The following is a 25,637-nucleotide window of genomic DNA, read 5'->3' as shown; positions in this document are numbered from 1 at the left end:
GCGCAGTCCTACACTATGGGACATCCTGTTCCTGCAAGAGAGCTGCATGACCGTCGAAGACACCATGGCCGGGCGCATTGCCCACATCCACCAACGCATCGCCGACGCCTGCGCGCGGGCCGGGCGCAGCCCGGACAGCGTGGTGCTGCTGCCCGTCAGCAAGACCTTCGAGGTGGACGCGATCCGCGAAGCCATGGCGCTGGGCATGACGCGTTTTGGCGAGAACAAAACGCAGGAAATCCGACAGAAGGCGGCAGCGCTGGCCGGCCAGGGCCTGCAATGGGTGCTGATTGGCCATTTGCAGACGAACAAGGCCAAGGACGCCGCGCGCGACGCCACCGAAGTGCAATCGCTGGACCGCGTCGACCTGGCCGAAGCCTTGCATCGCCGCCTGCTGACCGAAGGCCGCACGCTGGACGTGCTGATCCAGGTGAAAACGTCTTCCGAGCCCAGCAAGTTCGGCATGGCGCCTGAAGACGTGTCGGCGTTCCTGCGGCGCATCGCGGCGGAATTTCCTACGTTGCATGTCAAGGGACTGATGACGCTGGCCGTCAACTCGCCCGATCCGGAACCAGTGCGGGCCTGCTTTCGCGCCCTGCGCACGCTGCGCGACAGCCTGCGCGCCGAAAACATCGAGGGCGTGTCGCTGGACCGCCTGTCGATGGGCATGAGCGGCGATTTCGAATTGGCTATCGAGGAAGGCTCGACCGAAGTGCGCATCGGCACGGCGATATTCGGCGCCCGTACCTACCCCGACCCACAGTAACGGGGCCACGTGCTGCGGGAAAACGGGGGGCCGGACGGCCCCCTTTTCACGTCGAACGCGAGCATAATAGCGGCGCAAAAAATAGCGACGCGAACCGACGGCGCAGAACACGACCGCCCGCGTCGCGCTCAAACTTTGATCCCGCACGAGGAGACACCCCATGCAACATTCCACACGGCGCCTGTTGGCGCTGGCCACCCTGTCGTTGGCCGCCGCCACGGCATCCGCCCAATCGTGGCCCACGCAACCCGTCCGCTGGATCGTGCCGTACCCGGCCGGGGGCGGCACCGATGTGGTGGCGCGTACGGTCGCCAGCAGCCTGGAAAAATCGTTGGGCCAGACCATCGTGGTGGAAAACCGCCCCGGCGCGGCCACCATCATCGGCGCCACCGCCATCGCCCAGGCCGACCCCACCGGCTACATGGTAGGAACGGCGGACTCGGGCACCCTGGCGTTCAACTCGTCGCTGTACGCCAAGCTGTCCTACGACCCGGCCAAGTTCACCTACATCGGCGGCATTGCCAAGTTTCCGCTGCTGCTGGCCGTGAACGTGAATTCGCCGTACAAGTCGGTGCAGGACGTGCTGGATGCCGCCAAGAAAGAGCCGGGTAAGCTGACCGCCGCATCGGCCGGCGCGGGTTCGCCGCACCATCTGGCGCTTGAACTGTTCAAGCAGCGCACCGGCGCCAACCTGCTGCACGTGCCCTACAAGGGCGCGGCCCCCGCCATTCAGGACCTGCTGGGCGGACAGGTGGACGTGATGTTCATCGACCTGGCCTCGGGCCTGCCCAACGTCAAGGCCGGCAAGCTGCGCGTGCTGGCCGCCGCCACGCCGGAACGCGTGTCGGTCTTGCCCGACACGCCGACCATGGCGGAACAGGGCGTGGCCAACTTCACGGCCTACGCCTGGCAAGGCCTGGTAGGCCCGGCCGGCGTGCCGGAAGCGGTGGTGAAAAAGCTGTCGGCCGACCTGGACGCCACGCTGAAAAGCGCCGCCGTGTCGCAAAAGATGCTGGACATGGGCGTGATCCCGATGCCGATGTCCGCGCAGGACTTCAAGGCCTATGCCGAACAAGAGCGCAGCGCCTGGGCCGACGTGATCAAGAAGGCCAATATCAAGCTGGAGTAATCCGCAATCCGTGATCTGTGATCCGTGATGCGTGGATTCGTGGATTCGGCAAGGCAATAAAAAACCCGCGTTCAGCGATGAACGCGGGTTTTTTCATGGGGCCAGGCGCTGGCCGCCTTAGACCAGCACGCGCTCGATGCCGCCGGCGTTGGCGCGTTTCACGTAGTCTTCCATCCAGCCTTCGCCCAGGATGTGGCGGGCCATTTCGACAACGATGTAGTCGGCTTCCATCTTGACGTCGCCTTCATAGCGCGACAAGCCTTGCAAGCACGACGGGCAGGACGTCAGCACCTTCACGTCGCCCGCGAAGCCGTCGCCACGCAGCGCGGCGTCGCCCTTGAGCAGCTCTTCCTGTTTGCGGAAGCGCACCTGCGTGGAAATGTCGGGCCGGCTGACCGCCAACGTGCCCGACTCCCCGCAGCAGCGGTCGCTCTTGATGGCGTCGTCGCCGACCAGGGCGCGAACCGTCTTCATCGGCTCTTGCAGCTTCATCGGGGTGTGGCAGGGGTCGTGATACATGTAGCGCACGCCCTTGGCGCCTTCCAGCTTGATGCCCTTTTCCAGCAGGTACTCGTGGATGTCGATCAGACGGCAACCCGGGAAGATCTTGTCGAATTCATAGCCCGACAGCTGGTCGTAGCAGGTGCCGCAGCTGACCACCACGGTCTTGATGTCCAGGTAGTTCAGCGTGTTGGCGACCCGGTGGAACAGCACCCGGTTGTCGGTAATGATCTGCTCGGCCTTGTCGGTCATGCCGTTGCCGCGCTGGGGGTAGCCGCAGCACAGGTAGCCCGGCGGCAAGACGGTCTGCACGCCGGCGTGCCACAGCATGGCTTGCGTGGCCAGGCCCACTTGCGAGAACAGGCGTTCGGAACCGCAGCCGGGGAAATAGAACACGGCTTCGGTGTCGGCGGTCGTGGCCTTGGGGTCACGAATGATCGGCACGTAGTTGGCGTCTTCAATGTCCAGCAGCTTGCGCGCCGCCTGCTTGGGCAGCCCGCCGGGCATCTTCTTGTTCACGAAGTGAATGACCTGCTCGCGCAGCGGCGGCTTGCCCACGGTGGCCGGCGGCTTGGCCGTCTGCTTTTTCACCAGGCCCGAAAACAGATCGTGCGCCGCGCGCTGCACCTTGTAGCCCACGCCCACCATCGCCTTGCGCGTGGCGTTGATGGTGGCCGGGTCCTTGGCGTTCAGGAAGAACATGGCGCTGGCCGTGCCCGGGTTGAACGACTTGCGGCCCATGCGGCGCAGCACGGCGCGCATGTTCATCGACACGTCGCCAAAGTCGATATCGACCGGACAGGGGTTGTAGCACTTGTGGCAGACCGTGCAGTGGTCGGCCACGTCTTCGAATTCTTCCCAGTGCTTCAGGCTGACGCCGCGGCGGGTCTGCTCTTCGTACAGGAAGGCTTCCACCAGCAAGGAGGTGGCCAGGATCTTGTTGCGGGGCGAATACAGCAGGTTGGCGCGCGGCACGTGGGTGGCGCACACCGGCTTGCACTTGCCGCAACGCAGGCAGTCCTTGATGGATTCCGAGATGGCGCCGATGTCGCTTTGCTGCATGATCAGCGACTCGTGGCCCATCAGGTTGAAGCTGGGCGTCCAGGCGTGGCGCAGGTCGGCGCCCGGCATCAGCTTGCCGGCGTTGAAGTGGCCGTTGGGGTCGACGCGACGCTTGTAGTCCTGGAACGGCGCCAGTTCGGCTTCGGTCAGGAATTCGTACTTGGTCAGGCCGATGCCGTGTTCGCCCGAGATCACACCGTCCAGGTCGCGGGCGATCTGCATGATGCGGTCGACGGCCTGATGGGCCTCGCGCAGCATTTCGTAGTCGTCCGAGTTGACCGGGATGTTGGTGTGCACGTTGCCGTCGCCGGCGTGCATGTGCAGCGCGACGAACACGCGGCTTTTCAACACGCGGCCGTGGATGGCGATGAGTTCGTCGACGATCTTCTTGTACGACGCGCCCGAGAACGTGCGTTGCAGGCCGGCCAGCACTTCGGTCTTCCAGGACACGCGGATGGTGCGGTCCTGCACCACGTCGAACACGCGCGCGGTGGGCTGCGCGGCCAGGCGGTCGGTCAGCGTGGCGTGGACGTCGCCCAGGCCCAGTGCTTGCAGTTCGGGCAGCGCCTGCGCCAGCGGCAGGTCCAGGTTGTCCAGCAGCCATTGCCAGCGCTGGCGCACGCTGCCCAGCAGCTCAAGGGCCTGGCGCGTGCGGTCCGCCAGCACTTCGGCGCGGGTGCTTTCGATATCGGCGTCGTCGGCCTTGCCCACCGGCAGCGGCGTGCACAGGTAGGCATCCAGCGCGCCCAGCAGCTTGAGCTTGTTGCTGGTCGACAGTTCGATATTGATGCGTTCGATGTGATCCGTGTATTCGCCCATGCGGGGCAGCGGGATCACCACGTCTTCGTTGATCTTGAAGGCGTTGGTGTGGCGCGCAATCGCGGCGGTGCGCGAGCGGTCCAGCCAGAACTTCTTGCGCGCCTCGGGGCTGACGGCCACGAAGCCTTCGCCATGGCGCGTGTTGGCCAGGCGCACGACTTCGCTCGCGGCAGCCGCCACGGCGTCGTCATCGTCGCCAACGATGTCACCGATCAGCACCATCTTGGGCAGCACGCCGCGCTTGCTCTTGGTGGCGTAGCCGACCGCGCGCAGATAGCGCTCGTCCAGGTGTTCCAGGCCGGCCAGGATGGCGCCGCGCGCCTTGCCTTCGCCGTCCAGATAGCCCTTGACCTCGACAATCGACGGGATGGCGTCGCGCGCCTGCCCGAAGAATTCCATACAGACCGTGCGCGTGTGGCGCGGCATGCGGTGCAGCACCCAGCGCGCCGACGTGATCAGGCCGTCGCAGCCTTCTTTCTGAATGCCGGGCAAGCCGGCCAGGAACTTGTCGGTAACGTCCTTGCCCAGGCCTTCCTTGCGGAACACCCGGCCCTTGATTTCAAGCAGCTCGGTTCTCAGCAGGCGCTCGCCAGGCTTGCCCTTGCCGTCGAACCACTTGAGTTCGAAGCGTGCCGTTTCCACGTCATGGATCTTGCCCATGTTGTGTTCCAGGCGGGTGACTTCCAGCCAGTTACCGTCCGGGTCCACCATGCGCCACCAGGCCAGGTTGTCCAGCGCGGTGCCCCACAGCACGGCCTTCTTGCCGCCCGCGTTCATGGCGATGTTGCCGCCCACGCACGAGGCTTCGGCCGAAGTCGGGTCCACGGCGAACACGAAACCGGCGGCCTCGGCCGCTTCGGAAACGCGCTTGGTGACGACGCCGGCGCCAGCATGGATGACGGCCACGGGCTCGGTCAGGCCCGGCAAGATACAGGACTCGACCTTGCCCAGCTTGTCGAATTTCTCGGTGTTGATGACGGCCGACTTCCAGGTCAGCGGGATGGCGCCGCCCGTGTAGCCGGTGCCGCCGCCGCGCGGCACGATGGTCAGGCCCAGTTCGATACAGGCAGTGACCAGCGCGGCGATTTCGTCTTCGGAATCGGGGGTCAGCACCACGAACGGGTATTCCACGCGCCAGTCGGTGGCGTCCGTCACGTGGGATACGCGCGACAGGCCGTCGAACTTGATGTTGTCGCGCGCGGTGATGCGGCCCAGCACCTTCTGCGCCTGCTTGCGCATCATGGTGGTCTGGTCGAATTCGCCTTCGAAGGCGGCAATGGCGGAACGGGCGCGGGCCAGCAAGCCGACGACCTTTTCATCGCGATGCGGGTCGTGGCCTTCTTCCGTGGGCGAGCCCGGCTCGCGGCGGCGATCGATTTCACTCAGGCGGTGATGCAGCGCGTCGATCAGCTGCTTGCGGCGCTTGGGGTTGTCCAGCAGGTCGTCCTGCAAGTACGGGTTGCGGCGCACCACCCAGATATCGCCCAGCACTTCGTACAGCATCCGCGCAGAGCGGCCGGTGCGGCGTTCGCCGCGCAGGTCGGACAGCAGGCTCCAGGCGTCATCGCCCAACAGCCGGCCGACAATCTCGCGGTCGGAAAACGACGTGTAGTTGTAGGGGATTTCGCGCAATCGCGCGGGAGCGGCGGGCGGCATCGCCCCGTTCAAGATGTGGCTAGCGAGTGGGGCGTTCATGGCGGCAAGAGGGGCCCATAAAAAATTATTTTATGCCATTGGCCGGACTTGACCCCTAATACCCTTAGGAAGCCGGCCAATGGCGCGGGGAAAACGATATATACCGTCCCCGATTAAATTGAAAGTCGGTGCTTAGATCTGGCCTGGGAAGAACCACAGCAGGCTGGCCGTCATGGCCAGGTAGCGCAGGAATTTGCCGATGGCCATATAGAGCACGCACGGCCAGAACGACAAGCGCAACCAGCCGGCCACGGCGCACAGCGGATCGCCCACGGCGGGCAGCCACGACAAGAGCAGCGCGGGAGGACCCATGCGGTGCAGCCAGTCATGCGCGCGTTCGTTCCAGCGGCCACGCATGCGCCCGCCCTCGGTGGCGTCCGGATGCGGGTGCGGGTGCTTTTCCTTCCACCGTTGCACGGCTTTTTCGGCGCCCACGCCCATCCAGTAGCTGACCGCCCCCCCCACGGTGTTGCCGGCCGTAGCCACCAGGATGGCGGGCCAAAACATGTCGGGCGCCAGCTTGATGAAGCCGAACACCGCCGGCTCGGAGCCCAGCGGCAGCAAGGTGGCGGATATCAACGACACCGTGAAGATGGCGGACAGGCCCACCGAGGGCAGCGCCAACATTCCCAGCAACCAGTGAACAGCGGATAAGAGGCTTTCTTCCATGAGGAGCGAGTGTAGCCGCGCGCAGGGAAATGACGATCAGGAATCGAACCGGCCCGCGCGTCCACGTCGCGGCATCGCAACCAGAAACCTGTCGGGCGACGCGGCTTTCCCTGCAATAATCTCGCCCAATCCTCACTTTTGCTTCTTTGCGCGGCCCATGTCCACTGATTATCTGAAACGCATCCTGACTTCGAAGGTTTACGACGTGGCGGTGGAATCGCCGCTGGAGGTGGCGCCCCAGCTGTCCGCGCGCATGTCGAACACGGTGCTGCTCAAGCGTGAAGACACCCAGGCCGTGTTCAGCTTCAAGCTGCGCGGCGCCTATAACAAGATGGCCAACCTGCCGGCCGCCGCGCTGAACCGCGGCGTGATCGCAGCGTCGGCCGGCAACCATGCCCAGGGCGTGGCGCTGGCGGCCAGCCGGCTGGGCTGCCGCGCGGTCATCGTCATGCCCACGACCAGCCCCCAAGTGAAGGTGGACGCGGTGCGCCGGCTGGGTGGCGAAGTGGTGCTGGCCGGTGAAAGCTTCACCGACGCCTTCGCACACGCGCAAACCCTTGAGAAAAAAGAAAAGCTGACCTTCGTCCACCCCTTTGACGACCCCGACGTGATCGCGGGCCAGGGCACGGTGGGCATGGAAATTCTGCGCCAGCACCCCGGCCCCATCGACGCCATCTTCGTGGCCATCGGCGGCGGCGGATTGATCTCGGGCGTGGCGGCCTATATCAAGCAGTTGCGCCCCGAAATCAAGATCATCGGCGTGCAGACTGAAGACTCCGACGCCATGCTGCGCAGCGTGCGCGCCGGCCGCCGCGTGCAGCTCAACGACGTCGGGCTGTTCTCGGACGGCACCGCCGTCAAGATGGTGGGCGCCGAAACCTTCAAGCTGACGCGTCAATACGTGGACGACTTTGTCGTGGTCAACACGGATTCGATCTGCGCCGCGATCAAGGACGTGTTCCAGGACACGCGCAGCGTGTTGGAACCGGCGGGCGCCATGGCCGTGGCCGGCGCCAAGCAATACGCCGCCGAACACCACCTGAAGGGCAAGACGCTGGTAGCGATCGCCTGCGGCGCCAACATGAACTTCGACCGCCTGCGCTTTGTGGCTGAACGCGCCGAAGTCGGCGAAATGCGCGAAGCCGTCTTCGCCGTAACCATGCCCGAGCAACGCGGCAGCTTCCGCCGCTTCTGTGAACTGGTGGGCGAACGCAGCGTGACCGAGTTCAACTACCGGATTTCCGATGCGGACCGCGCGCATGTGTTCGTGGGCATCCAGGTGTCCTCGGCCGCCGAGCCCGACAAGATCGCCGCCAATTTCCGCCGCCACGGTTTTGACACGCTGGACCTGACGCACGACGAAATGGCCAAGACGCACTTGCGCCACATGGTGGGCGGCCGGTCGGCGCTGGCGCGCAACGAACTGCTGTACCGCTTTGAATTCCCCGAGCGCCCGGGCGCGCTGATGCGTTTTTTGAACGCGATGAATCCGGACTGGAACATCAGCCTGTTCCACTATCGCAACCAGGGCGCCGACTATGGCCGCATCCTGATCGGCATCCAGGTGCCGCCCGCCGACAAGAAACAGTTCCGCGCTTTTGTGGCCGAACTGGGCTATCCCCACTGGAACGAGACCGAGAACCCGGCCTACAAGCTGTTCCTGTAGACAACGCGCTACCCCGCAACACGCTGCCCACAATGCGAGAGGGCCTCCATCTGGAGGCCCTTCCCTTCTGTCCGTCAAAGACGCCCGGCCGAACCCCAAGGGGGGGCTCGCTGTCACTCGGCGGCCTACGGAGATAAGCCGCGCATTCAGCAGGGTTCAGCCAGGCGTCCCGCCGATTAGAAGCGGTGGCGCAAGCCCACGGCGACGGCGGTGTCGCGTGCGTCGCGCTGGAACGCGTAGTTGTCGCCGTAGGAGGCGTACGCGTACAGGTTGGTGCGCTTGGTGAAGTCGTAGGTGTAGCCCAGGCTGTACACGTTGAACGTGGCGTCATCGCCCGTCAGCTTGTCGTTGCCGGGGGTGGCGCGCTGCCACGAACCGAAGATGGCGTGACGGCCCAACGGCACGGTGGCGCCGATCATGTACGAGTTGGCGCGAAAGCCATCGGCCAGCTTGAACGAACCCAGGTTGTTCATGCCTTCCGGCGTGGTGCCCATGTTCTGGCCCACGAACCAGCCGTCGCGCGTCTGGCCAAATGCGGCAGCCAGCTTCACGACTTCAAAGTCGTACGAACCACCCACGATGTATTCCTGGATGCGCGCGGCGCTCTTGCCGCCAACGCGATCGTTGGTCGGGTCGAAGCGGTCGTATGCGGCGGCCAGGTTCAGCGGGCCATTCACGTACTGCGCGCCAACGGTCAGCACGCGGTTGTTGTTGCCCGTGGCAAAGCCGGTCTGCGTGGTGTCGCTGACGGTGTCATCCGCGCTGAACGAATAGCCGACGCCGGCCTTGAAGCCGCCCAGGCTGGGCGTTTGATACAGCACCATGTTGTCCAGGCGCATCGTGTTGGCGCTGCCGAACGTCGTACCCATGTTGGCGGTGTTGTAGCTGATCGAGAACGGGTCGATGGAGCCAAAGTACTTCGAGGCCAGGTTCGTTTGACGACCGAATTCCAGGCGACCCCAGGAATCGCTGTCCAGGCCCACCGTGGCTTGACGACCGAACAGGCGGCCGTTCTGGGCCGACTTGCCGTTCATCGGGCCAAAGCCGCCTTCCAAAGTGAACACGGCGCGCAGGCCGTCGCCCAGGTCTTCCGTGCCGCGCAGGCCGAAGCGCGAGCCACTGCTCACGCCCTGCACGCCGCCGATACGGCTTTGCTTCACACCGTTGAACTTCACTTGTTCGTAGCCGATACCGGCGTCGATCAAGCCGTACAGCGTCACGGAGTCGGCGGCTTGCGCGGCACTGGCAAAGCCTGCCAGCAACGCGACGGCCAATAGCGTCTTCTTCATAACAGTTACCCCAAAATGGCGAGATGAAAAGGCATGCGCAACGGCCACGCCCAAACGGCGGGCCTGCTGCGTGCCGCTGCGATTCGCAAGCGGCGTCTGCACTGACGCTAGTGTCCGGCGTGCTGCAACGCGAAGTAACACGGATTTCGACGAACTACTTTCCATGGTTGGGATAATGCGGCCGCGACAGCGGTGCAGCGCAGTGCGGCGGTGCGCTTAAGGCCTTGAAAATAAATGCGAATGTTTGCTCGCCATTGCGTGGCGCGCCGCGTATCGATGTTCAATGCGCCAGAATTTCCCGACAGCACTTGTTGTGCGCGCCGACCAGTTATGCGGCAAAAACGCCACACTGGACGGGGCTTTGGACGTGCCGACACAGATGACCGGCGAATAAAAAACCCCTTGGCGTCTCAAGGGGTTTTTTTCGTGACCAGCGGGTACGGGTAGTGCAACAACACAATCGGCGGGCTTACTTGCCCTTGGGCGGGTAGTCCAATTCGCCAAAGGTGTATTCGCCGCGCGCCTTGGCTTCGGCCAGTTCCTGGCGGACCTGCTCACGCGTCTTGCCACCGGATTGCGACACGGTGGCGCGGGGCGGGTAGTCCAGTTCAGCGGTGGTGACTTGGCCTGCGGCCTTGGCGCTTTGCAGTTCTTGCTGAACCTGGTCGCGCGTCAGACCGGTTTGCTGCACCGTGGCGGGCGGGTAGTCCAGTTCACCAAACGTGACCTGGCCGGCGGCCTTGGCGGCTTGCAGTTCTTGTTGGACCTGTTCACGCGTCTTGCCATCGGCGTGGGCGGCGGTCATGCCAACCAGGGTTGCGGTAACCATGAGTGCGGTTGCTAGGGCTTTCATTGTGATGACTCCATCCTAAACCTTGCACAGCGTCCGGCGCCAGAATGGCAGCCGCGATGTGACTGTTTGATTGCTGGGACGAAGTATCTGGAAAATCCGGCTTAGTAAAAACCCTTAATTTGGTGAACATATTTGCACGGATGGGACAATCGCCTGATGCACCGGGCGCCAGCGGTGCAATATTTGAGCAATCGTGCCCGCAGTCTTGGGACGTCACAGCGGCGCCAGGGCGTGGCAAGCCTTGCGGGCGTTCAGCTTGCCGCAAGCCGGCCCGGCGAAACCGGACAGCACGAACCAGGAAGACGATATTCAGCGCAAGGAAATAGACATTTCAGCTGGCGGGACAATAAATCCATTTATCATACAAACCTGCCAGAAATGGAATTTACAGAGTCGAGGACCCCATGGATATCCAGCTTAACGACATCGCGCTTTTTGTCGAAGTCGCCAAGCGCAAGAACTTCAGCCACGCCGCCGAAGCCTTGAATATTCCAACGTCCACGCTGTCGCGCCGTGTCAGCGAACTGGAACGCAGCGTGGGGATGCGGTTGCTGAACCGCAGCACGCGCAAGATCGACCTGACCGAAGCCGGCGCTATCTATTTCGAACGCTGCCGCCATATTGTTGAAGAAGCACGCATCGCGCACGACCAGTTGCTGGACATGGCGGTGCAGCCCAAGGGGCGGTTGCGTATCTCGCTGCCGACCAGCCTGGCCCAGCTGTTCCTGCCGGCCGTCATCAGCGAATTTCGCGAGCAGCATCCCGATATCGAATGCGATTTCGATCTGAGCATGCGTCCGATCGATCCGATCAGCAATCCGTTCGACCTGATCCTGCGCTTTGGGCAGCAACCCGATTCCAGCCTGATTTCGCGCAAGATCGTCCTGATGGCGCACCAGTTGTACGCGTCGCCGGATTATCTGGCGCGCTATGGCGAACCGCGCGTGCCGGGCGACCTGACGCACCACGAATGCCTGCGCCCCACCATGCGCGAGGAATCGTCGTTCTGGATGCTGCATTCGGGAGACAAGGTGGAACGCGTGCAGGTATCAGGCAGGCTGTCGGCCAACAACGTCGGCATGTTGGGGCGGCTGGCCAGCCAGGGGCTGGGCATTACGCCGCTGCTGGTGTTCGACGCGATGGAACGCGCCATCAAGCAGTCTGGGCTGGTGCGGGTGCTGCCCGACTGGAGCCTCACGCCGCTGCCGTTGTTTGCGTTGCTGCCCTCGCGCATGCTGCCCGCCAAGACCAAGGCGTTTCTGGATTTCATCCAGCCCAGGCTGTCGGATTCCTAAGCGCGAGCGACGTTTACGGCGTGGCCGCGCCGTACTGACAGACGGTGAAAAGCGGCGTGCCGGTTTCGGCCACTTTGGTCGAGCCCCCCAGATCGGGCAGGTCGATAATCGCGGCGGCCTCGACCACGTTGGCGCCCAGTCGCTGCAACAGCTTGATGGCCGCCAGCATGGTGCCGCCCGTGGCGATCAGGTCGTCGACCAGCAGCACGCGCTGGCCGGTGCGCACGGAGTCCGTGTGCATCTCGACGGCGGCATTGCCATATTCCAGCGAATATTCCTCGGCCACGGTGCGGAAAGGCAGCTTGCCCTTTTTGCGCACGGGCACAAAGCCCAGGTTCAGCTCGTAGGCCAGCACGCTGCCCACGATGAAGCCGCGCGCGTCGATGCCGGCCACCAGGTCAAGGCGTTGGCGCATATAGCGGTAGACGAACAGATCGATCAAAACCCGGAACGCCCGCGGGTCCTGCAGGACGGGCGTGATGTCGCGGAAGATGACACCAGGTTGGGGCCAGTCCGGAACGCTGCGGATGGTGCGCCGGATGGTCTCGGCGTTGTCGGTCTGCATGAAAGGCGGGCCTGAAGAATTGAAGCAAGGCGAACTATAACCCTGCCACCGCGCTTAAGCCAGGAATGCCGGCTGCGATGACAGGTCATGTAATTGACCATTGCACAATTGCAGGCTGCGGTGCACGGCGCCGCGGGGTAGCGCGGCGTGCGTCACCACCACCACCGACCGACCGGTCACCGCGCGTTCCAGGTCATTGAAGAAGCTGGCCTGGGCGGCGGCGTCCAGCCCGGCGGTGGGTTCGTCCAGCACAATAAGGGCCGCGGGCGATAACAAGGCGCGCGCCAGACACAGGCGGCGCGCCTGCCCGGCCGACAACTGCGACCCCGTTTCGCCAGCCCAGGTGTCCAGCCCTTCCGGCAGCGCGCGCACAAAGTCGCCCAGGCGGGCGGCATCCAGCGCGCGCCACAACGCCGCGTCATCGGCGTCGGCGTCGCCGATCAACAGATTGGTGCGCAGCGTGCCCAGGAATACGGGGGCATCTTGCGACAACAAGGCGATCCGGCGGTGCCAATCACGCTGCGTGCACGCGCGGGCGTCGACGCCGCCAAAGCGCACCTGCCCGCCTTGCGGATCTTCCAGCCGCAGGATCAGGTGCAACAGCGTGGACTTGCCCGCGCCGCTGGCACCCAGAATAGCCACGCGTTCGCCCGGTTCGACATGCAACTGGATGCCGTCCAGCACGGCGGGGCTGTGGTCCGCCGACCGCGCCGGGTAGCGAAACGTCACCCCGTCCAGCTCCAGCGCGCCGCTTTGGGGCAAGGCGCACGGGTGGGCGGGGTCCTGCATGTCGGGTTGGGCCTGCGTGACTTCACGGATGCGCGCGGCGGCAGTCATGGCAGAGCCCATGCGTGACGCGCCTCGCATGATGGGGCCGGCCACTTCAAAAACGCCTATCACCGCCAGCAGTAGCCCGACCAGTACGGGGCCGTCGATACCGCCTGCTTCGTGGGTGCCCAGGCCGAACCACAGCAATGCCAGCACCGACACACCCGCGGCGACCTGCAAGAACCACTGACCGCGTGCGGCGACACGCGCCTGGCTGCGTCGAGCGCGCGCGCTGGCCTCGCACAGGTGCTGAAAATGTTCGGCGGTCTGCGCCTGCGTGTGCAGCGCGACCATGTCGGCGTGACCTTCCACGGCGTCCAAGGTCGCCGCGCGCAGCCCGGCGGCGCTTTCCTGGGCGGCCGCGCCGGGCTTTTTCGCGGCGCGCAGCAGCCACAGCGGCACCAGCACGCAAGCGGTCAGCAAGGCCAGCGCAAACGTCAACGCCGCTGCCGGCACCCACATTCCCAAAACGGCGGTCAAGACGGCGCCGGCCAACACGGCCGTCGCCAAGGGCGCCAGCACAAAGAGGAACACCGTGTCCAACGCGTCGACGTCGCCTGTCATGCGCGCGACCAGATCGCCGCTGCGATAGCGGGCGAGTTGTCGCGGGGTCAAACGGATCAACGCGCCAAACACCATGGCGCGCAGGTCGGCCAACAGGCGCAGCGTGGCGGAATGCCCGACCACGCGGTCGGCGTAGCGGGACACGATGCGCAGGAACGACAGGCCGCGCACCAGCGCGGACGGGGCAAACAGGTTGAACACACCGCCCGCCCCCGCCAAGGCCGCGCCCGTCAGGAACCAACCCGACACGCCCAGCAAGCCGACGCCAGCAGCAACGGTAGCCAGCGCACAGAACAATGCGAGCAAAAGCCCGCTTTTTCGGCGTGCGTATAGCGGCAGCAGCAACAGCAGATTCTTCATGCGTCTTCCAAGCCGCCGTTGGCCAACCGAAGCACCCGGCCGACGCGCGCGGCCACGGCCGGCGAATGCGTGGCCAGCAACAAGGTCCGGCCGACGGCAAATTTCAGAATTTCCTCAAGCACGCGCGCCTGCGTCGATTCGTCCAGATGCGCGGTGGGCTCGTCCAGCAGGATCAGCCCCGGGTCGCGCAGGAACAAGCGCGCCAGCGCCACGCGCTGCGCCTGCCCGCCTGACAAGCCGTGACCACGGCTGCCCAGCAGCGTATCCAGGCCTTGCGGCAAGGCACCGGTAAACGTTAGCACGCACGCGCGACGCGCGGCTTCGTGCACGTCGGCATCGGACGCGGCCGGGCGGCCCAGGCGGATGTTGTCGGCGATGGACCCGGCCAATAGCTGGGGCGTCTGGCCGATCAACGCCACGCGCCCGCGCAAAGCGGCTTCGTCCCATGCCTCAAGCGGCCGACCGTCGACGAGGATGTGGCCCTGGTAGGGGCGCAGGCGGGCGATGGCCTCGATCAGCGTCGACTTGCCGATGCCGCTGGGACCCATCAACGCGGCGTGTTCGCCGGGCGCCAGCGTTAGCGAGGCATCAGACAGCACCGGTTGCGCGCGGCCCGGCGCCAGCACGGTCAGCGCAGACACCGACAGTGCCGCCGCCGACAAGTGCAATCGGGCGGTGGCGTAGGGGGGGCTTTGCAGTTGCGGTTGCGATGGCGAGTGCGGTTGCGAATGCGGCTGCGGCTGCGGCTGCGGCTGCGGCTGCAGTTGCAGTTGCGGTTGCGGCTGCCCGTGGACCCGCCCCGGTTCGGCGGCATCGTCCATGGGCAAGCCGTCGAACAGCACCGCGATTTGCGTCACGGCGGCCAGCGCGGTGGCGCGGTCGTGATAATGCGCGGCGAACTGGCGCAGCGGTGCGTAGACTTCGGGCGCCATCAGAAGGCAGAACAAGCCCGCCTGCAACGTCAGGGGCGACCAGCGCACATCCAGGAAGCCCAGGTACGTCAAGCCGATGTACACGGCCACGCCCGCCACGCCCAGCGCGGCGAAGAATTCCAGCACGGCGGACGACAGGAATGCGATGCGCAGCACCGACATCGTGCGCTGGCGCAGCGCGTCGCTGGCGGCCACGACCGAGGCGGCTTCGGCGTCGGCGCGGCCATACAGTTTCAGTGTCGACAAGCCGCGCAAGCGATCCGCGAAGAAGCCCGACAAGCGCGCAAAGGCGCGCAAATGGCGGCGGCTGGCGCCTTGCGCGCCCCACCCCACCAGCGCCATGAACAAGGGAATCAGCGGCGCCGTGATCAGCAGCACCAGGCCGGCCACCACGTCCACCGGCAGCAACACCACCGAAAACGCCACGGGCAATAACGCCGCGGCGGCCATGGCGGGCAGGTATTTGGCAAAGAAGCCGTCCAGCGCTTCCACCTGGTCCACGACCGCGCTGGCCAATTCGCCCGAGGCCTTGCCCCGGGTCCAGTAAGGCCCCTTGGCTACCATTCGTGAAAACAAGGACTGGCGCACGTGACGCTTGATGCGTTCAGCGGCATCGGCGCCGGCGCGTTCGCCCGCCCAGGTGATGGTGGCGCGCAGCAGCATCAACGCCGCGATGGCCAGGATGCTGGCCAGCAGTTGCTGGCGCGGCGCGTGCTGAACGATTGCGGCGTCCAGCACACGCGCGAGCAACCACGCCTGCACCACCAGCAACGCGCCGCTGACCAGCGGCGCGGCGCCGGCGAGCATCAAGCCGGGCCTGGCCGCCTTGGCCAGCGTCATCAACCACCGCGATTGTTCGCGCGGCGGCTTCTGCAAACTGGCCGACGGGTCATGCTCCAGGCTGCTGGCGCCGCCGCTCACTCGTCGTTACGGCTGACGCGCGGGTCGTGCGAGTGACCTTCGCGCAGCTCGAACCACATGGCGTTGAGGATGGCAAAAGCGCATGCCAGGCCCAGGCCGAGTATCCATGAGAAATACCACATGAGGCGGCTCCTTTTAGTACGAATTGGGCGTGCCGCCCACGGATTCATGGGTGACCTTGCCGCGCATGACGCGATACACCCAGGCGGTGTACAGCGTCACGATCGGCAGGAACACAGCCACGGCAATCACCATGATCCACAGCGTCAGGTGGCTGGACGAACCGTCCCAGATGGTCAGGCCGGCTTGCGGCTTGGTCGAGGACGGCATGACGAACGGGAACAGCGCAAAACCCACCGTCAGAATGACGCCCGTGATCGACAACGCCGATGCCAGGAACGCCAGCATGTTGGCGCGCGCCGTCAACAGCAGCACCACCAGCAGCGCGCCGCCCACGCCCAGCGCGGGCGCAATCCACATCAACGGCCACGTCGCGTAGTTGGCCATCCACGCACCGGACTGCACCGCCACGGTCTTGAGCATGGGGTCGGACGGGCCGCCCATGTTGACCGCGCTGGTGATGGTGTGGCCGCCTATGCCGCCGGCCACCCAGAAACCACCCGCCACGAACAGCGCCGCGGTCAGCAGGCCGGCCAGCCGCCCCCAATTGCGGGCGCGCGAGGACACGGGATCGTCCGTGCGCCAGGCCAGCAGCACCGCGCCGTGCATGGCCAGCATCACCACGCTGAGCACGCCGGCCAGCAAGGCGAACGGCGCGAACAGCTGATAGAAGTGCCCTTCGTAGATGGGCCGCAACGTCACGGGGTCAAAGGTGAACGGCACGCCCAGGATGATGTTGCCCATCGCCACACCGAACACCAGCGAGGCCACCACGCCTGAAAAGCACAGCACGCCATCCCAGCTGTTGCGCCAGCGCGTGCCTTCCATCTTGCTGCGGTACTTGAAGCCCACGGGGCGCAGGATCAGCGCGATCAGCACCAGCATCATCGCCAGGTAGAAGCCGGAGAAGGATGCTGCGTACAACAGCGGCCAGGCGGCAAAGATGGCGCCGCCCGCCGTGATCAACCACACCTGGTTGCCTTCCCATACCGGGCCGACAACGTTGATGACGATGCGGCGTTCGGCGTCCGTCTTGGCCACCACGGGCAGCAAGGCGGCCACGCCCAGGTCAAAGCCGTCCATGACGGCAAAACCGATCAGCAAGGCGCCCAGCAGCACCCACCAGATGACACGCAAGGTGCCGTAATCAAAAGGAATCAGGGTGTCCATGTGCTTGTCTCCGCTTAGGCGCGCACGGCGGCGCGCACAGGATCGGCGGCGGCGTCGCTTGCCACCGGCCCATCGGATTTCGGACCCGCCTTGATGGCGTGCAACATGACCTTCACGCCGATGATCAGCAAGACGGTGTACAGCACCAGGAAAATGGCAAGGCTGATGGCCAGGTCGGCAATCGTCAGGCCGGATGCCGCGTAGTACGTCGGCAGCACGCCTTCAATCACCCAGGGCTGGCGGCCATACTCGGCCACGAACCAGCCGCTTTCAATTGCGACCCAGGGCAGCGGCAAGCTCCACAGCGCCACCTTCAACAAGCCACGGCGACTGTCCAGGCGGCCGCGCGAGGCCAGCCAGAACGCCACGCCGAAGAACAGGATCAGGTACATGCCCACCGCGACCATGATGCGGAACGCCCAGAACAACGGCGCCACGTTTGGCACGGTGTCGATCGCGGCCTGCTTGATGTCGGCCTCGGTCACCTTGGTCATGTCTTCTTGATAGCGCTTGACCAGCAGCGCGTAGCCCAGGTCCGGCCAGGTCTTGTCAAAGACCATGCGCGCGTCCGTGTCCTTGGGGTTGGCGCGGATTTTCTGCAAGGCTTCATACGCCACCATGCCGTCGCGGATGCGGTTTTCGGCGCGCAGGATCAGGTCGTCGATGCCCAGCAGCGGCGTGGTCAGCGAACGCGTACCGATGATGCCCATGACGTACGGGATCTCGATAGCGAAGTCGTTCTTGCGTTCGGCCTGGTTGGGTATCGCGATCAGGTTGAAGGACGCGGGCGCGGGCTCGGTGTGCCACATGGATTCCATGGCCGCGATCTTCATCTTCTGATGCTCGGTGGTCAGGTAGCCGCTTTCGTCACCCAGCACCACCACCGACAGCGCGCCCGCCAGGCCGAAGCTGGCGGCCACGGCCATCGAGCGCTTGGCCAGGTCGGTATGACGGCCCTTCAGCAGGTACCAGGCGCTGATCGACATCACGAACATGGCGCCCGCGACGTAGCCGGCGCTGACCGTGTGCACGAACTTGGCCTGCGCCACCGGGTTGAAGATCACCGCGGCGAAGTCGGTCATCTCCATGCGCATGGTGTCGGGGTTGAAGATGGCGCCCACCGGATTCTGCATCCAGCCGTTGGCGATCAGGATCCACAGCGCCGAAAAGTTGGTGCCGAACGCCACCAGCCAGGTCACGACCAGATGGCTGACCTTGGACATGCGGTTCCAGCCGAAGAAGAACAGGCCGACGAAGGTGGCTTCCAGGAAGAAGGCCATCAGCCCTTCCAGCGCAAGCGGCGCGCCGAAAATATCACCCACGTAGTGGCTGTAGTAGGACCAGTTCATGCCGAACTGGAACTCCATCACCACGCCGGTGGCCACGCCCAAGGCAAAGTTGATGCCGAACAGCGTGCCCCAGAACATCGTCATCCGTTTCCAGATGGGGCGACCGGTCATGACGTACACGCTTTCCATGATGGCCAGCATGAACGACAGGCCAAGCGTGAGGGGGACGAACAGGAAATGGTAAAGCGCGGTCGCGGCAAACTGGAATCGCGACAGGTTGACGACGTCTAGATCAATCATTGGGGCGCTCCCAAGCAGTCAAGACACCGTGGCAACCGGCGTGGTTCCCAGGCCGACTCTGGCGCCATGTTACGGGCGATGGATACAACTTCATAGCAGTTTCCTGAAAAATCGGGGCGCATGGCAGCTCAATCCTTGCCCCGCAATTTGCCGGCGAAGCCCAGCACTTTCTGCACTTGCGAACCCAGTCGCATGAGCTTCTGCACGGTCTCCGGGGGCAGGCGTTGAACCTCGTCGAACCATCCAGACGACAGTTCGATGAGTTCCAGCATTTCGGTCATGCGTTCTTGCGCGTAGGCGTCGTTGGGCCCCGACGGGGTCTCCAGGAGGGTGTCGCGCAGCAGGGTCATCGTGGGATTGATTTCGCGCTTGCGCTTTTCTTCCATCAGGATGCGGAAGATTTCCCAAACGTCTTTGGGCGTTTCGAAGTAATCGCGCCGGTCACCCACTTGGTGGACCAGCTTGACCAGGCGCCACGATTGCAACTCCTTCAGGCCCAGGCTGACGTTCGAGCGCGAAAAACCCAGCGTCTCGGCAATTTCGTCGGCATTCAGGGGATCCGGGTGCAGGAACAGCAGCGCGTAGATCTGGCCAACCGTGCGGTTCACACCCCAACGGCTGCCCATTTCGCCAAAGTGCAAGACGAAACGTTCGTTTTGAGGGGTAAGAACCATGTTTTTATTGCGCCGAAGGACTAGAGCGCGGCGATTTGGAGAGATCCAGTTACACCGCTTTCAGAAATTTCTGAAATTATCGAACAAACTGTGCGATTGCGCAAACCACAATATCGGCAGGGGCAAAGACGCAAGCGACGCTTCGTGGCGGGAAAACGACGGGTGAAATGGCGAGGGAGGGGAAACGACCGGGTGGAAACGACGGTCACCGCTGCGGGTGACAGGCAACGACAACAGCCACCGGCCTGAAGGGCGCGGTGGCTGTGAAGGTAGGGAAAAACCTGCGGCTATTCAGGCTATCTGATAGAGCCTATCCCGAGAGCCTGTCCTGAGAGCCTGCCCCAAGACCCGGCACCGGGCCACATCAAGAGGCCCAGGCGTGGGGAAAGCCTGAGGAAATGGGATGCCCGAGCTTTTAGCCCGCCTTGACGGTCACGGCGGCGGAAACGCGCTTGGCCTTGGCGCGCGCGGCGGCCACGTCGTCGGCCACGGCCAGGCCCACGCCCATGCGGCGCTTGACGAAGGATTCTGGCTTGCCGAACAGCCGGATGTCGGTGCCCGGTTCGGCCAGCGCTTCCGCCACGTTGTGAAAGGACACGGCGGCGGCGTCCACGCCGCCATAGATCACGCTGCTGGCGCCGGGCTGGCGCAGGCTGGTGTCCACCGGCAGGCCCAGCAAGGCGCGGGCGTGTAGTTCAAATTCGTTCTGGGTCTGGGTAATCATGGTGACCATGCCGGTGTCATGCGGACGCGGGCTGACTTCCGAGAACCAGACCTGGTCCCCCGCCACGAACAGCTCGACACCGAAGATGCCCAGGCCGCCCAGATCCGACGTGACGGCCAGCGCGATTTCTCGGGCGCGTTCCAGCGCGGCGGGCGACATGGGATGCGGCTGCCAGCTTTCAACGTAGTCACCGTCAACCTGCTTGTGGCCGATGGGCTCGCAATAACGGGTTTCGACCTGGCCGTCGGCGCCGCGCGCGCGCACCGTCAGCAGGGTGATTTCGTAGTCGAAGCGGATGAATCCTTCAACAATCGCCCGGCCCCCGCCTACCCGGCCGCCTTCCTGGGCATAGCGCCAGGACTGGGCGACGTCATCCGCGCTTTTGATGACGGATTGGCCCTTGCCGGACGAGGACATCACCGGCTTGATGACGCAGGGGTAGCCGATGCCGCCGTCAATGGCGGCGCGCAATTCTTCTTCGGTGTCGACAAAACGGTAGGGAGAAGTGGGCAGGCCCAGCGTCTCGGCCGCCAGGCGGCGGATGCCCTCGCGGTTCATGGTCAACTGGGCGGCGCGCGCGGTCGGCGTCACGCGGGCCACGCCCGCCGCTTCCAGCTCGACCAGCAAACTGGTGGCAATGGCCTCGATTTCGGGGACAATAACGTGCGGCTGTTCCTGCTGGATGATCTTTTTCAGGGCGTCCGCGTCGGTCATGGACACCACATGCGCACGGTGCGCCACCTGATGGCCCGGCGCGTCGGCGTACCGATCCACCGCAATGACTTCCACGCCCAGCCTTTGCAGGGCAATGATGACCTCTTTGCCCAATTCGCCCGAACCGAGCAGCATGACTCGGGTGGCCAGGGGGGACAGGGGCGTGCCAAGGACGGGGCTGGAAATGCTGGACATGGAGCGGGCCTGGATAAGAAGAATTGAAAGCCGTTGAAAAGAGCCGCCAGAATGCCATACGGCCCTGGCGGGGGCAAACCCGCCCACTGATATTAAAATCCCCGCATGACTGATCATCCCATCACTTCGTCCGATGCCGCGCTGGCATCCGCCCGCCGCACCTTGCAAGTCGAAAGCCAAGGCCTGCTGGACCTGTCCGCGCGGCTGGACGATTCGTTCTCGCAGGTTGTCGCGCTGCTGCTGGCCTGCCGGGGCCGCGTCGTGGTCACCGGCATCGGCAAGACCGGGCACATCGCCCGCAAGATCGCCGCGACCTTCGCCTCGACGGGCACGCCCGCCTTCTTCGTGCATGCCGCCGAAGCGGTGCACGGGGATCTGGGCATGATCACGAAAGACGACGTGGTCATCGCCATCTCTTATTCAGGAGCCGGGCAGGAATTGCTGACCATCCTGCCGGTGGCGCGCCGCATGGGCGCCAAGCTGGTGGCCATTACCGGCAACCCGCAATCCGAATTGGCGCAGTTGGCCGACGTGCACCTGGACGGCAGCGTGGCGCAGGAAGCCTGCCCGTTGAATCTGGCGCCCACCGCCAGCACCACGGCGGCGCTGGCGCTGGGCGATGCCCTGGCGGTTGCCTGCCTGGAAGCGCGCGGCTTCAGTCCGCAGGATTTCGCGCGATCCCACCCCGGTGGCGCGCTGGGCCGCCGCCTGCTGACGCTGGTGCGCGACGTGATGCGCCAGGGCAACGCCCTGCCCATCGTGCTTGCCGGCACGCCGGTGTCGCAAGCGCTTGAGGTGATGTCCGCCAAGGGCATGGGCATGACCGTCGTGACCGACGCGCAACACCGCCCGCTGGGCATCTTCACCGACGGCGACTTGCGCCGCCTGATTGCCCGGCACGGCGATATCCGCAGCTTGACCGTGGAGGCGGGCATGACCCGATCGCCACGCAGCATCCCCCCCGACGCATTGGCCGTCGAGGCCGCGCAGCAGATGGACGAGCTTCGTCTCAGCCAGATGCTGGTGTTGGACGCAGACGGCGCGCTGCTGGGCGCCTTGCACATGCATGATCTGATGGCCGCTAAAGTGGTATGACTATGACTCTTCCTGCTTCCGTGACTCACCCGGCCGAAGCGCTGGTTCTTGCCCGCATCCCCGCTACCGTGCGCGACCGCGCCGCCGCCGTGCGCCTGATGGTGTTCGACGTGGACGGCGTGCTGACCGACGGCAGCCTCTATTACGGTGAAGGCGGCGAACTGCAAAAGCGCTTTCACGCCCTGGACGGCCACGGCCTGCGCCTGTTGATGGAAGGTGGCCTGACGGTGGCGCTGATGACGGGCCGTTCGGGCCCCATCGTTGCCCGCCGCGCCGCCGAACTGGGCATCTCGGAAGTGATGCAGGGCGTGCGCGACAAGGGTTCAGCACTGGCAGAACTTGCGCAGCGCTCGGGTGTCCAACTGAATCAAACCGGCTACATGGGCGATGACATCATCGACCTGCCGGCCATGCAACGCGCGGGTTTCGCAGCCAGCGTGCCCAACGCGCCCGGCTATGTCAGCCAGGCCGCCCACTGGGTTTCCACGCAGGCCGGCGGCAGCGGCGCGGTGCGCGAATGCTGCGACCTGCTCTTGGCCTCCCAAGGACGCCTGGGCGCGTTCCTGGCGGCGCCCGGCCTGCTGGGCCCCGGCGCCATCCAATGACGGCCACGAACTTCGACACGCCCTGGCGGCGACACTGATGAAAGAACGTTTTCCTTCCCTGATTGCGCTGTTCCTGCTACTGGTGCTGGTCACCAGCTCGTGGTGGGCCGCCGATTACGCACAGCGGGCGATCCAGGTCGACCCGCCGCGCCGCATCACCCACGAAATGGACGCGTGGTCGCGCGATTTCGTCATGCTGCGCACGGACCCGACGGGCCGTCCGATCAATCGGCTGGAAGGCGAATACGCCGAGCATTTCCCCGACGACGATTCGTATCACATCACCGCGCCCCGCGCGGTGGGCCAGCGCGAAGCCAACCCAGTGACAGTGGGCGTCTCGAAAACCGCCGTGATGGAACAAGGCGGCAAGCGCATCGTCATGAATGGCGACGCGCACGTGCATCGCCAGCCCGACGCCAACAACGACGTGCTGGATGTACGCAGCCAGCAGTTGATCATCCTGCCCGACGAAGACGTGGTGTATACCGACCTGCCGGCGGAAGTGCTCAAGGGCCGCTCGCGCATGAACGGCAAGGGCATGCACTACAACAACAAGACGCGCCAATTGCAGGTGTCCGCGTCGACGGATGTTGAAATTGCCGGTTCCGAAGGCAAGCAACAGCGCCGCACCGAGATACCCGCCAACAACACTGACCAAAAGAAACCATGACCGACCTTCGGACTCTCTTTGCCCCGACGACTCGCCTGCTTGGCGCCGTCCTGCTGACGGCCTCGGTGTTTGCGCCCGCCCACGCGGCCGAGCCCGCCAAGCCGGCTGAAGAGCCCAGCACTCTGATCCTGTCGGACACGCTGCACTATGACGACGTAAAGAAACAAAGCGTTTTCACTGGCAACGTCAACATGACGCGCGGCCTGATGACGCTGACGTCCGACACGCTGGAAATGCACGAAGACGCACAGGGCGGGCAGTACGGCACGGCTACCGCCAACAAGGGCAAGGTCGTGACCATCCGGCAAGAGCGCCCCGAGACGTTCGAGCTGATCGAAGGCAAGGGCCTGCGCGCGGAATACGACGGCACCAAGAGCACGTTCGACCTGATCGGCCAGGCCGTTGTGGTCCGTTACGTCTGTGGCAAACCGTTCGACACGATTCGCGGCGAACGGGTACGCTACAACGAAAAAACCGGCACCTATGAAGCGCAGGGCGGTCCCAATTCCGCCGCTGCCGGCGGTCGCGTGCGTTCGGTTGCCGAACCTCGCGCCAAGTCCGATGCCGCCGTGGCCGAATGCCGCAAGCAGCAAGCCGCCAAGAAAGGACGCTAAAGCGTCCCCCATGCAACACCACTCGCAGCCACGATGAACCAACCTTCTGTGCCCACACCCGTGACCTCCGCCCCCTCGGGGGTCAAGCAGGGCAGCCTGCGCGCAACCGGCTTGCGCAAGACCTATAACGGCCGGACCGTGGTGCAGGATGTGTCCCTGTCCGTGGTCAGTGGCGAAGTCGTGGGCCTGCTGGGCCCGAACGGCGCCGGCAAGACCACCAGCTTCTACATGATCGTGGGCCTGGTGCCCGCGGACGCCGGACGCATCGAGATCGACGGCGCCGTGATCACGGCGATGCCGATCCACAAGCGCGCGCGCATGGGCCTGTCGTACCTGCCGCAGGACGCATCCGTGTTCCGCCGCCTGACCGTCGAGCAGAACATCCGCGCCGTGCTGGAATTGCAGCTGGGGCCCGATGGCCGCGCGCTGTCCACGGCCAAGATCAACGAGCAGATGGAATCGCTGCTTGAAGAGCTGCAGATCGGTCACATTCGCAGCAATGCCGCCATTTCGCTGTCGGGCGGCGAACGCCGCCGCGTGGAAATCGCACGCGCGCTGGCCACCAGCCCGCGCTTCATCCTGTTGGACGAACCCTTTGCCGGCGTGGACCCCATTGCCGTCATCGAGATCCAGCGCATCGTGCGGTTTCTGAAGGGCCGCGGCATCGGCGTGCTGATCACCGACCACAACGTGCGCGAAACGCTGGGCATCTGCGATCGCGCCTACATCATCAGTGAAGGCAAGGTGCTGACCGACGGTCACCCGGACGAAATCGTGGGCGATCCCGCCGTGCGCCGCGTGTACCTGGGCGAGCACTTCCGCATGTAACGGGCACCCTGGGGAAGACCCCTAGTCGCCTCTCGGGCGAAGGCAAATACGCCCTAGGGGTTCAGCCATAAAAATGCCATGTTCTTGCGCTAGGTCAGCTTGTTTTCTCGGCCCGAGTCTATACACTAGTACTAAACGCACCCACCAATCCAAGGAGAACGCCTAACGACCTCACCGCGCATTTTGCGCACCCATTTTTCTCTTTTAGAAGGAGAGCACACTATGAACCTGAGCATCTGCGGTCGTCACCTCGACGTCACCCCGGCAATCCGGGAATATGTCATGAACAAACTGGCGCGAGTGCTGCGGCATTTCGATCACGTCATCGATACCCAGGTCATGCTCTCAGTAGAGCCCCTGCGGCACAGAGCCGAAATCACCATGCGTCTAAGCGGTAAGGATATTCATTGTGAAGCGACCGATGAAAATCTCTACGCAGCCATAGACCTTCTTGCTGACAAAGTCGACCGTCAGGTCATCAAGCACAAGGACAAGGTACGAAGTCACTCAGCGGAGTCCGTGAAGCGGCAAGCGGCGAGCCTCTCGCCACCCCAGCAGTAATGCGCTTCATGATCACTCGCCCTGCGCGATAAGCTAAACAGCGATTGTAAAAATCCTGCCTAAGTCCCGGTGTCCCGCTAGACGTCAGTCCAGCCGGGGCATCGGCAAAACTCCCCGCTCTACCCCCTCTCCCGCATTCCCCAATCCCCCTGTTTTTGCCGTGC

At 64.5% G+C, this 25,637-nt stretch carries 22 protein-coding genes; 10 read left to right on the top strand and 12 right to left on the bottom strand.

Annotation, left to right across the window (positions count from 1 at the left end):
- The first annotated feature begins 46 nt into the window (after nt 1–46).
- Both YH64_RS04445 and YH64_RS04440 read left to right on the top strand, forming a co-directional pair.
- Entirely contained in the window at nt 47–766 is a 720-nt protein-coding gene (locus YH64_RS04445) for a YggS family pyridoxal phosphate-dependent enzyme (RefSeq protein WP_046803098.1), read from the top strand.
- Between the two features lie 160 nt (nt 767–926).
- Nucleotides 927–1,895, top strand: coding sequence for a tripartite tricarboxylate transporter substrate binding protein (locus YH64_RS04440; protein WP_046803097.1), 969 nt, complete (start codon nt 927–929; stop codon nt 1,893–1,895).
- A 117-nt stretch (nt 1,896–2,012) separates the two neighbouring features.
- Here YH64_RS04440 and YH64_RS04435 read toward each other — a convergent pair whose 3' ends face one another.
- Complete coding sequence (locus tag YH64_RS04435) at nt 2,013–5,972, bottom strand: FAD/FMN-binding oxidoreductase (protein WP_046803096.1); 3,960 nt, start codon at nt 5,970–5,972, stop codon at nt 2,013–2,015.
- 132 nt (nt 5,973–6,104) lie between these two features.
- Complete coding sequence (locus YH64_RS04430) at nt 6,105–6,641, bottom strand: YqaA family protein (RefSeq protein ID WP_046803095.1); 537 nt, start codon at nt 6,639–6,641, stop codon at nt 6,105–6,107.
- A gap of 157 nt (nt 6,642–6,798) precedes the next feature.
- Here YH64_RS04430 and ilvA point away from each other — a divergent pair, with 157 nt between their 5' ends.
- Complete coding sequence (gene ilvA, locus YH64_RS04425; protein WP_046803094.1) at nt 6,799–8,307, top strand: threonine ammonia-lyase, biosynthetic; 1,509 nt, start codon at nt 6,799–6,801, stop codon at nt 8,305–8,307.
- A gap of 176 nt (nt 8,308–8,483) precedes the next feature.
- Here ilvA and YH64_RS04420 read toward each other — a convergent pair whose 3' ends face one another.
- Nucleotides 8,484–9,596, bottom strand: a complete 1,113-nt coding sequence (locus YH64_RS04420; protein WP_046803093.1) for a porin — start codon at nt 9,594–9,596, stop codon at nt 8,484–8,486.
- A gap of 469 nt (nt 9,597–10,065) precedes the next feature.
- Nucleotides 10,066–10,449, bottom strand: coding sequence for a DUF4148 domain-containing protein (locus YH64_RS04415; protein ID WP_046803092.1), 384 nt, complete (start codon nt 10,447–10,449; stop codon nt 10,066–10,068).
- A 404-nt stretch (nt 10,450–10,853) separates the two neighbouring features.
- On the opposite strand from YH64_RS04415, the gene YH64_RS04410 reads away from it, so the two are divergent.
- On the top strand, nt 10,854–11,744 hold the full coding sequence (locus YH64_RS04410; RefSeq protein ID WP_046803091.1) for a LysR family transcriptional regulator: 891 nt from the start codon (nt 10,854–10,856) through the stop codon (nt 11,742–11,744).
- A 13-nt stretch (nt 11,745–11,757) separates the two neighbouring features.
- On the opposite strand, the gene YH64_RS04405 is transcribed toward YH64_RS04410, so the two are convergent.
- From YH64_RS04405 to purT, 8 genes are all read right to left on the bottom strand, one after another.
- Nucleotides 11,758–12,309, bottom strand: a complete 552-nt coding sequence (locus YH64_RS04405) for an adenine phosphoribosyltransferase (protein WP_046803090.1) — start codon at nt 12,307–12,309, stop codon at nt 11,758–11,760.
- A 54-nt stretch (nt 12,310–12,363) separates the two neighbouring features.
- Nucleotides 12,364–14,061: a thiol reductant ABC exporter subunit CydC gene (gene cydC / locus YH64_RS04400; RefSeq protein WP_046803089.1), complete on the bottom strand. Its 1,698-nt coding sequence runs from the start codon at nt 14,059–14,061 to the stop codon at nt 12,364–12,366.
- Nucleotides 14,058–15,914: a thiol reductant ABC exporter subunit CydD gene (gene cydD / locus YH64_RS04395; protein ID WP_046803088.1), complete on the bottom strand. Its 1,857-nt coding sequence runs from the start codon at nt 15,912–15,914 to the stop codon at nt 14,058–14,060. Before cydD ends, cydC begins: the two co-directional genes overlap by 4 nt.
- Entirely contained in the window at nt 15,911–16,036 is a 126-nt protein-coding gene (gene cydX, locus YH64_RS04390) for a cytochrome bd-I oxidase subunit CydX (RefSeq protein WP_046803087.1), read from the bottom strand. The genes cydD and cydX overlap by 4 nt, the downstream gene beginning before the upstream one ends.
- 13 nt (nt 16,037–16,049) lie before the next feature.
- On the bottom strand, nt 16,050–17,204 hold the full coding sequence (gene cydB, locus YH64_RS04385; RefSeq protein ID WP_104142637.1) for a cytochrome d ubiquinol oxidase subunit II: 1,155 nt from the start codon (nt 17,202–17,204) through the stop codon (nt 16,050–16,052).
- Between the two features lie 14 nt (nt 17,205–17,218).
- Complete coding sequence (locus tag YH64_RS04380; protein ID WP_046803085.1) at nt 17,219–18,793, bottom strand: cytochrome ubiquinol oxidase subunit I; 1,575 nt, start codon at nt 18,791–18,793, stop codon at nt 17,219–17,221.
- A 128-nt stretch (nt 18,794–18,921) separates the two neighbouring features.
- Nucleotides 18,922–19,467, bottom strand: a complete 546-nt coding sequence (locus tag YH64_RS04375) for a GbsR/MarR family transcriptional regulator (RefSeq protein ID WP_046803084.1) — start codon at nt 19,465–19,467, stop codon at nt 18,922–18,924.
- A 415-nt stretch (nt 19,468–19,882) separates the two neighbouring features.
- Complete coding sequence (purT, locus tag YH64_RS04370; RefSeq protein ID WP_046803083.1) at nt 19,883–21,100, bottom strand: formate-dependent phosphoribosylglycinamide formyltransferase; 1,218 nt, start codon at nt 21,098–21,100, stop codon at nt 19,883–19,885.
- A gap of 105 nt (nt 21,101–21,205) precedes the next feature.
- On the opposite strand from purT, the gene YH64_RS04365 reads away from it, so the two are divergent.
- The 6 genes from YH64_RS04365 to hpf all read left to right on the top strand — a co-directional run bounded on the left by YH64_RS04365 (nt 21,206) and on the right by hpf (nt 25,473).
- The gene (locus YH64_RS04365; RefSeq protein WP_046803082.1) at nt 21,206–22,195 is read left to right on the top strand and encodes an SIS domain-containing protein; all 990 of its coding nucleotides are present in this window, start codon (nt 21,206–21,208) and stop codon (nt 22,193–22,195) included.
- Entirely contained in the window at nt 22,192–22,800 is a 609-nt protein-coding gene (locus YH64_RS04360; protein WP_082134343.1) for an HAD hydrolase family protein, read from the top strand. Before YH64_RS04365 ends, YH64_RS04360 begins: the two co-directional genes overlap by 4 nt.
- Nucleotides 22,801–22,837: 37 nt before the next feature.
- Nucleotides 22,838–23,470 (top strand): LPS export ABC transporter periplasmic protein LptC, encoded by a 633-nt coding sequence (gene lptC, locus YH64_RS04355; protein ID WP_046803080.1) that lies wholly within the window; start codon nt 22,838–22,840, stop codon nt 23,468–23,470.
- On the top strand, nt 23,467–24,084 hold the full coding sequence (gene lptA, locus YH64_RS04350; RefSeq protein WP_046803079.1) for a lipopolysaccharide transport periplasmic protein LptA: 618 nt from the start codon (nt 23,467–23,469) through the stop codon (nt 24,082–24,084). The genes lptC and lptA overlap by 4 nt, the downstream gene beginning before the upstream one ends.
- Nucleotides 24,085–24,117: 33 nt before the next feature.
- Entirely contained in the window at nt 24,118–24,912 is a 795-nt protein-coding gene (gene lptB / locus YH64_RS04345) for an LPS export ABC transporter ATP-binding protein (protein ID WP_046803078.1), read from the top strand.
- A 222-nt stretch (nt 24,913–25,134) separates the two neighbouring features.
- Nucleotides 25,135–25,473 carry a ribosome hibernation-promoting factor, HPF/YfiA family gene (gene hpf, locus YH64_RS04340; protein ID WP_006216296.1) on the top strand — a complete coding sequence of 113 codons (339 nt, stop codon included), beginning with the start codon at nt 25,135–25,137 and terminating at the stop codon, nt 25,471–25,473.
- The last annotated feature ends 164 nt before the right edge of the window (nt 25,474–25,637 follow it).

It is taken from the genome of Achromobacter sp. LC458 (genome assembly GCF_001005835.2).
Classification (GTDB): domain Bacteria; phylum Pseudomonadota; class Gammaproteobacteria; order Burkholderiales; family Burkholderiaceae_B; genus Achromobacter; species Achromobacter spanius_B.
The sequence above is the reverse complement of the archived record's forward strand: the minus strand, read 5'-3'. Positions and strand labels throughout refer to the sequence as shown.